Source organism: Burkholderia sp. Bp9099 (assembly GCF_003857805.1).
Taxonomy (GTDB): Bacteria; Pseudomonadota; Gammaproteobacteria; order Burkholderiales; family Burkholderiaceae; genus Burkholderia.
Map to the genome: position 1 here is coordinate 273515 of NZ_QTPU01000007.1, position 7695 is coordinate 281209.

Here is a 7695-nt window from a genome sequence, read left to right on the forward strand (position 1 = left end):
CAGGAACGCTTGCCTTGAATTCACCGCTTGAAGCCAACCCCGATGCCCGGCGTGACGCGTCGTCCGCCGGGCGCGTTCGTGCGCCCGAAGGCACCTTCGAGCTGAGCCGCAAGCGCGTCGACGAACTCGACACGATTTTCGGCGAAGGCGGACTGCTCGCGCGCGCGCTGGACGGCTATCACCCGCGCCAGTCGCAGATCGAAATGGCGCGCGCGGTCGCGTCCGCGATGGAGGCCTCCGCGCGCCGGATGCCCGAGCCGGAAATCTTCGAGACCCGCAAGCGGCCGGCGCGCCGCCTCGGCGAAGGCGACCAGGCGGCCGAGTCCGCCGCGGACGGCGCAGCCGCCGACACCGACGCCGGCGACAACACGCTGATCGTCGAGGCCGGCACCGGTACCGGCAAGACCTATGCATACCTGGTGCCCGCGATGCTGTGGGGCGGCAAGGTGATCGTGTCGACCGGCACGAAGCACCTGCAGGACCAGCTGTTCCAGCGCGACATCCCGACGGTGCGCAACGCGCTCGCGGTGCCGGTGACGGTCGCGATGCTCAAGGGCCGCTCGAACTATCTGTGCCATTACTACCTGCAGCGCACGGCCGACAACGGCCGCCTGCCGTCGCGGCAGGACACCGCGTACCTGCAGGAAATCGTCCGCTTCGCGAAGATCACGAAGAGCGGCGACAAGGCCGAGCTCGCGAGCGTGCCGGAGACGGCGCCCGTGTGGTCGATGGTCACGTCGACGCGCGACAACTGCCTCGGCCAGGAGTGCCCGCACTACAAGGAATGCTTCGTGATGCAGGCGCGGCGCGAGGCGCAGCAGGCCGACGTCGTCGTCGTCAACCATCACCTGTTCTTCGCGGACATCATGCTGCGCGACACCGGGATGGCCGAACTGCTGCCGAACGCGAACACGGTGATCTTCGACGAAGCGCACCAGCTGCCGGAAACGGCCACGCTGTTCTTCGGCGAGACGCTGTCGACCACGCAAATCCTCGAACTCGCGCGCGACACGGTCGCCGAAGGCCTGAGCCATGCGCGCGATGCGGTCGAGTGGGTGAAGCTCGGCGGCGATCTCGAACGTGCGGCGCGCGACCTGCGCCTCGCGTTCGCGAACGACCAGATCGTGCGCATGTCGCTCGCGCAACTGGGCGACGATCATCCGATGTTCGGCGCGCTCGATGCGCTCGAAGTGGCGCTCGATGCGCTTGCCTCGGCGCTCGCGAGCCAGGCCGAACGGGCGGAATCGCTCGGCGCGTGCCTGCGGCGCGCCCGCGAGCTGCAGGACCTGCTCGCGGGTTGGGTCGCGCCCGGTGCGGCGGAAGCGGCCGCGAAGGCCGACGCCGCCGCAGCAGGCGACAAGGCTGCCGCCGACGACCCGAACGAGAAGGTGCGCTGGGTCGAGGTGTTCGCACATACCGTCCAGCTGCACGAAACGCCGCTGTCGGTCGCGCCGATTTTCGCGAAGCAGCGCGCCGGCGTGCCGCGCGCGTGGGTCTTTACGTCGGCGACGTTGTCGGTGCGCGGCGACTTCACGCACTACGCGGCCCAGATGGGGCTCAGCTCGCGGCGCTCGATGACGCTCGCGAGCCCGTTCGATTATCAGACGCAGGGCCTGCTGTACGTGCCGCGCAACCTGCCGCAGCCGTCGTCGCCGGCGTTTACCGACGCCGTATTCGACGCCGCGCTGCCGGCGATCGAGGCGTCGGGCGGTGGCGTCTTCATGCTGTGCACGACGCTGCGTGCGGTCGACCGGATCGCGTCGAAGCTGCGCGACGTGATCGAGTCGCGTGGCTGGAACATGCCGCTGCTGGTGCAGGGCGACGCCAGCCGCACCGAGCTGCTCGATCGCTTCCGTTCGTACGGCAATGCGATCCTCGTCGGCAGCCAGAGCTTCTGGGAAGGCGTGGACGTGCGCGGCGACGCGCTGTCGCTCGTCGTGATCGACAAGCTGCCGTTCGCGCCGCCCGACGATCCGGTGCTGGCCGCGCGGCTCGACGCGCTGACCAAGAAGGGCTTGAGCCCGTTCGCGGTTCACCAGCTGCCGCAGGCCGTGATCACGCTGAAGCAGGGTGCGGGCCGCCTGATTCGCGCGGAGACCGATCGCGGCGTGCTGATGATCTGCGACACGCGGCTCGTCGACAAGCCTTACGGCCGCCGGATCTGGCAGAGCCTGCCGCCGTTCAAGCGCACCCGCGAGATCGCGGTCGTGCAGGACTTTTTCGACGAGCACCGCGCGGAAAAACGCGCATGACCGCCCCGCCGCCTGCTACGGGCGGCATCAACAAAAAACCCGGCTCGATGGCCGGGTTTTTTGTTGATGCACGGGCGTCGCTCAGAACTGCCACCACGACTTCTTCGTGCCGGGGCGCGAGTGGCCGGTGATGTACGGGCTGTCCGGGAAAGTCCCCGCGAGCACGCGCTTCGTGTCTTCCGCGAGCTCCGGCTGGTTCAGCTTGCCGTACGACAGGATCATGATGTGCAGCGCGTCCTCGATCGCCGGCGCGCCCTTGTAGTCCTTGATCGCGAGCTGCGCGCGGTTGATCGCCGCGACATAGGCGCCGCGCCGATAGTAGTAGTCGGCCGCGTGCACTTCGTGCGACGCGAGCGCGTTGACGATGTAGCGCATCCGGGCGGCGGCGTCCGGCGCGTACTTGCTCTTCGGGTAGCGGTCGACGACGACCTTGAACGCGTCGTACGATTCGCGCAGTGCCTGCGGATCGCGCTCGCTCATGTCCTGGCCGGAGAAGCGGCCGAACAGGCCGAGATCGTCGTTGAAGTGGATCATCCCCTTCAGGTAGTACGCGTACGGGATATCCGGGTGATCCGGGTGCAGCTGGATGAAGCGGTCGACGGCCTGGTCGGCGGCTGCCGCTTCGTTGTCCTTCCAGTTGCAGTACGCGACGTTGATCTGCGCTTGTTGCGCGAAATGGCCGAACGGATCGCGGCCTTGCAGCGATTCGAAATATTTCGCGCACTTGCCCCAGTCGCCGCCGGACAGTGCGTCCTGGGCCTCTGAGTATAATTTGTTGTTCGACCAGGTAGCCGTCTCGTCCTGCTTCTGCGGCAAGCCGTGGCAGCCGGCGATGAGGGCCGCGGCCGCTACCACCGCAGCTCGGGCGGTGACGGTTTTGGCCGTACGTTTGGTCGAATTCATCATGCTCGCATGTCCTAGCTTCAAGTCTCGGTGACCCAGTCTAAATGACCCGTTCAAGTTCGCAGAATGCCCCGCGGGGCAAGTCAAATCGCGAAGATTATAGCCCAAGCGATCGGCCCGCCGACGCTGCCTCGGGGGATTCCCCCGATGACGATCTGGCTGCAGGCGCGATGCAGCCGCCTGTGGTGCCGTCCGCGGCGGCCGACGAGGCGCCGCGCGTCGTCGAAGTGCCGCTGTCGCTGGCGGGTGAACGCCTCGACAAGGCGCTCGCCCAACTGTTCCCCGAATTCTCCCGCAGCCGCCTGCAGAGCTGGATCGAGGCGCAACGCGTGCTGGTCGACGGCGCGCCGGCGAAGATCCGCCAGCCGGTGCCGCTCGGCGCCAGGATCGAGCTCGTGCCCGACCTGCTGCCGGAGCAGCTGGCGTTCACGCCGGAGCCGGTGCCGCTCGACGTGATCTACGAGGACGACGCGCTCGTCGTCATCAACAAGCCGGCGGGCCTCGTCGTCCACCCGGCCGCCGGCAACTGGAGCGGCACGATCCTCAACGGCCTGCTGCACCGCTACGGCGACGCGGCGGCCGGCCTGCCGCGCGCGGGCATCGTGCACCGGCTCGACAAGGAGACGTCCGGCCTGATGGTGGTTGCGCGCACACTCGCCGCGCAGACCGACCTCGTGCGCCAGCTGCAGGCGCGCACGGTGAAGCGCCGCTATTTCGCGCTCGTGTGGGGCACGATGCCCGAGGACGGCACGATCGACGCGCCGATCGGCCGCGATCCGCGCGAGCGCACGCGCATGGCCGTCGTCACCGGCGCGTCGGGCAAGCCCGCGCGCACGCATTTCCGCACGGTTGACACATGCATGTGGCAACGTCAGCCGGTGTCCGCGATCCAGTGCGACCTCGAAACCGGCCGGACGCACCAGATCCGCGTGCACTGCTCGCATGTCGGGCATCCGCTGCTCGGCGATCCGGTGTACGGGCGCGCGCGCGGCAAGCGCTCGGTCGCGCCGCTGCCGGACGGGTTCGCGCGGCAGGCGCTGCACGCATGGCGGCTCGGCCTCGTGCATCCGGTCACGGGCAAGACGATGCAGTGGCGCTGTCCGTTGCCGGACGACATGAACGCGCTCGTCGCGGCGCTGGGCTTCGGGCAGGGCGACGAGGAATTCGACGACGAAGACGGTGTCTACGACGATGACGATTTCGCCGGCGGTTATCGGGATCACGACGAGGATCACGACGACGATTACGACGATGAGGAGGATTGAGTGCCGATGACGAACCTGGCGCCGTTGACGTGGCAGGACTGCGTGCAGCCCGACTGGCAGGTGGCGCCGCGCGTGCGTGCGCTGATCACGACGCGCGACGGCGGCGTGAGCGAAGGCCCGTACGGGCGCCGGCAGGACGGCGCCGCGTTGCCGGGCGGGATGAATCTCGGCCTGCATACCGGTGACGATCCGGCCCATGTCGCGGCGAATCGCGCGCGCCTGCTCGCGCTGGCGGGGCAGGCGCGCGCGGCATGGCTCGAGCAGGTTCACGGCGCGCAGGTCGTGCGTGCGGACGAGGTGATCGAGGCCGCGCCGGCTGGCTCGGCGCCCGTGCAGGCCGACGCGAGCGTGACCGACCGCACGGGGGCGGTCTGCGTCGTGATGGTCGCGGATTGCCTGCCGGTGCTGCTGTGCGATGCGCAGGGCCGGGCGGTGGGCGCCGCGCACGCAGGCTGGCGCGGGCTCGCGGCCGGCATCGTCGAGCAGACCGCGGCGCGCGTCGCGGCGCTCGCCGGCGGCGCGACGGATGCGCTGCATGCGTACCTCGGGCCCGCGATCGGCCCGCAGGCGTTCGAAGTCGGCGCCGACGTGCGCGAGGCGTTTCTCGACACCGCTCCGCAGTCGGAGCATGATGAGACGCGGCAAGCGTTCGTCGCGATCGACGGTGCGCCCGGCAAGTACCTCGCCGATCTCCATGCGCTCGCGCGCCTGCGCCTCGCGCGCGCAGGCGTGGCGCACGTGAGCGGCCGGCGCGCGTGCACGGTCAACGAACCCGCACGCTTCTATTCGTACCGGCGCGACCGCGTGACCGGCCGCATGGCGGCGGCGATCTGGCTGGCCGATTGAAAGCCGACTGAGGGCTGACCGCGTGCGTCTGCGCGCGCGGTTTGTTGCGTTGCGAAATCGGCTTATCTCGATATTGGCGAGGCAATGCGGCGTTGCATGGACAACCGAATGAATAATCGCGAAGTCAAGTCAATCAAAATGTTTTATGTTTCGCCGGAAGCCTTGTCCCGCCTGTTGCGCGCGGATTATCTTCGAGCAGAAATGTTCAGCGGTTTGATGCAACGCTTCACATGGGGAAAACGATAATGATAAAAATACCGCACTGCGGCAGAATCTGGAGACGCCTCTCCAGAGCATGACGGCCCGGCTCGCAACCGGCACGCCGCGCGCGAGCAGGATTTCACGATTGACGCTCACGAATCACCGGTAAGGCAGGTAATGACAGCATCGAAAAATTCGTCGACGTCCGCTCAGGCGGGCACTTCCACGGGCAGCATCGGATTCGGTCAGGCTACCCAGCCGATGCAGCAGATGTTCGAGGCATGGCTGAACGCGTGGCGCGGTTTCGCCGATCCTGCGCGCGCCGCAACGGCGTCGACCACCGCGAATCCATTCGCCGCATTCCAGTTCCCGACATCGGTTCCGTTCCAGATGCCGTCGATGCCCGATCTGGGCGCCTTCGGCGGCCTGGCATCGCCGTTCGCGGGGCTGAAGCTGCCGGTAGCCGCGATCCCGCCCGAACGGCTCCAGAAGTTGCAGGCCGACTATGCGCGCGACTGCATGACGCTGATGCAGCAGGCCGCCGCCGCGAAGCTCGAGTCGCCTGAACTGAAGGACCGCCGCTTCAGCGGGGATGCCTGGAAGGCGTCGCCCGCGCATGCATTCGCGGCCGCGTGGTACCTGCTCAACGCGCGCTACCTGCAGGAACTGGCCGACGCGCTCGAGACCGACCCGAAGACGCGCGAACGCATCCGTTTCTCCGTTCAGCAATGGACGGCCGCCGCGGCGCCGAGCAACTTCCTCGCGCTCAATCCCGACGCACAGAAATCGATCCTCGAGACGCAGGGCGAAAGCCTGCGGCAGGGGATGATGAACCTGCTCGGCGACCTGCAGCGCGGCAAAATTTCGCAGACCGACGAATCGCAGTTCGTGGTCGGCAAGAACCTCGGGTGTACCGAAGGCGCGGTCGTCTACGAGAACGACCTGATCCAGCTGATCCAGTACGCGCCGAAGACGGACAAGGTGTTCGAACGGCCGCTCCTGATCGTGCCGCCGTGCATCAACAAGTTCTACATCCTCGACCTGCAGCCCGAGAATTCGCTCGTCGCGCATGCGCTGTCGAGCGGCCATCAGGTGTTCCTCGTGTCGTGGCGCAACGCCGATGCGTCGGTCGCGCACAAGACGTGGGACGACTACATGAACGAAGGGCTGCTCGCGGCGATCGACGCCGTGCAGCAGGTCAGCGGCCGCGAGCAGATCAACACGCTCGGCTTCTGCGTCGGCGGCACGATGCTCGCGACCGCGCTGTCGGTGCTCGCCGCGCGCGGCGAACATCCGGCCGCGTCGATGACGCTGCTGACCGCGATGCTCGACTTCACCGACACCGGCATCCTCGACGTGTTCGTCGACGAGGCGCACGTGCAGATGCGCGAGCAGACCATCGGCGGCAAGAACGGCGCCGCGCCGGGGCTGATGCGCGGCGTCGAGTTCGCAAACACGTTCTCGTTCCTGCGGCCGAACGACCTCGTGTGGAACTACGTCGTCGACAACTACCTGAAGGGCCGCACGCCCGCCGCGTTCGACCTGCTGTACTGGAACAGCGACTCGACGAGCCTGCCGGGGCCGATGTACGCGTGGTACCTGCGCAATACCTATCTCGAGAACAAGCTCCGCGTGCCGGGTGCGCTGACGGTGTGCGGCGAATCCGTCGACCTGTCGCGCATCGACGTGCCGACCTTCATCTACGGGTCGCGCGAGGATCACATCGTGCCGTGGCAGACGGCCTACGCATCGACGTCGATCCTGACGGGCCCGCTGAAGTTCGTGCTCGGCGCGTCGGGTCACATCGCGGGCGTGATCAATCCGCCGGCGAAGAAGAAGCGCAGCTACTGGGTCAACGACAGCGACCTGCCCGCATCGGCGGACGACTGGTTTGCCGGTGCGACCGAGCAGCCCGGCAGCTGGTGGACGACCTGGGTCGAGTGGCTCGACCAGTACGGCGGCCGCAAGGTCGCGCCGCCCGCCAAGCCCGGGAGCGAGCAGTTCCCGGTGATCGAGCCGGCGCCGGGTCGCTACGTATTGCAGCGCGATTGACGAAAACCGGACAGCGGCGCACGCTGTCCGATGCACCGCAGTTTTTTTAACAGGGCCGGTAGCGATGCGCCGTGTCGTGCGGGCCCGGAGGAAACGGAAATGACGGACGTAGTGATCGTATCGGCCGCGCGGACCGCGGTCGGCAAATTCGGCGGCTCGCTCGCGAAGATCGCGGC

The 7695-nt window shown here is 67.8% G+C and carries 7 protein-coding genes; 5 read left to right on the plus strand and 2 right to left on the minus strand.

Annotation, left to right across the window (positions count from 1 at the left end):
* Positions 1–14: 14 nt before the first annotated feature.
* Complete coding sequence (locus DIE17_RS10450) at positions 15–2252, plus strand: ATP-dependent DNA helicase (RefSeq protein WP_124486309.1); 2238 nt, start codon at positions 15–17, stop codon at positions 2250–2252.
* A gap of 81 nt (positions 2253–2333) precedes the next feature.
* Here the strand turns inward: DIE17_RS10450 and DIE17_RS10455 are convergent, their stop codons facing one another.
* Positions 2334–3158, minus strand: coding sequence for an outer membrane protein assembly factor BamD (locus DIE17_RS10455; protein WP_124520226.1), 825 nt, complete (start codon positions 3156–3158; stop codon positions 2334–2336).
* Between the two features lie 41 nt (positions 3159–3199).
* On the opposite strand from DIE17_RS10455, the gene DIE17_RS10460 reads away from it, so the two are divergent.
* The 4 genes from DIE17_RS10460 (at position 3200) to phaC (ending at position 7519) form a co-directional block, all read left to right on the plus strand.
* Entirely contained in the window at positions 3200–4420 is a 1221-nt protein-coding gene (locus DIE17_RS10460) for an RluA family pseudouridine synthase (RefSeq protein ID WP_124520228.1), read from the plus strand.
* A gap of 6 nt (positions 4421–4426) precedes the next feature.
* A complete protein-coding gene (gene pgeF, locus DIE17_RS10465; RefSeq protein ID WP_124520229.1) occupies positions 4427–5266 on the plus strand; it encodes a peptidoglycan editing factor PgeF in 840 nt (279 codons plus the stop codon).
* A gap of 108 nt (positions 5267–5374) precedes the next feature.
* Positions 5375–5512, plus strand: coding sequence for a hypothetical protein (locus tag DIE17_RS37340; RefSeq protein ID WP_185500397.1), 138 nt, complete (start codon positions 5375–5377; stop codon positions 5510–5512).
* Between the two features lie 132 nt (positions 5513–5644).
* Complete coding sequence (phaC, locus tag DIE17_RS10470; protein ID WP_124520230.1) at positions 5645–7519, plus strand: class I poly(R)-hydroxyalkanoic acid synthase; 1875 nt, start codon at positions 5645–5647, stop codon at positions 7517–7519.
* Here the strand turns inward: phaC and DIE17_RS37725 are convergent.
* Positions 7498–7695, minus strand: a 198-nt coding sequence (locus DIE17_RS37725) for a hypothetical protein (protein ID WP_221621952.1), incomplete at its 5' end; no start/stop codon positions are given. The genes phaC and DIE17_RS37725 overlap by 22 nt on opposite strands.

Excerpts from the sequence above, each read along its gene's own strand:
- phaC (WP_124520230.1), top strand. The coding sequence starts at position 5,645 with ATGACAGCATCGAAAAATTCGTCGACGTCCGCTCAGGCGGGCACTTCC.
- pgeF (WP_124520229.1), top strand. The coding sequence starts at position 4,427 with ATGACGAACCTGGCGCCGTTGACGTGGCAGGACTGCGTGCAGCCCGAC.
- DIE17_RS10460 (WP_124520228.1), top strand. The coding sequence starts at position 3,200 with ATGACCCGTTCAAGTTCGCAGAATGCCCCGCGGGGCAAGTCAAATCGC.
- DIE17_RS10455 (WP_124520226.1), bottom strand. The coding sequence starts at position 3,158 with ATGATGAATTCGACCAAACGTACGGCCAAAACCGTCACCGCCCGAGCT.
- DIE17_RS37340 (WP_185500397.1), top strand. The coding sequence starts at position 5,375 with ATGAATAATCGCGAAGTCAAGTCAATCAAAATGTTTTATGTTTCGCCG.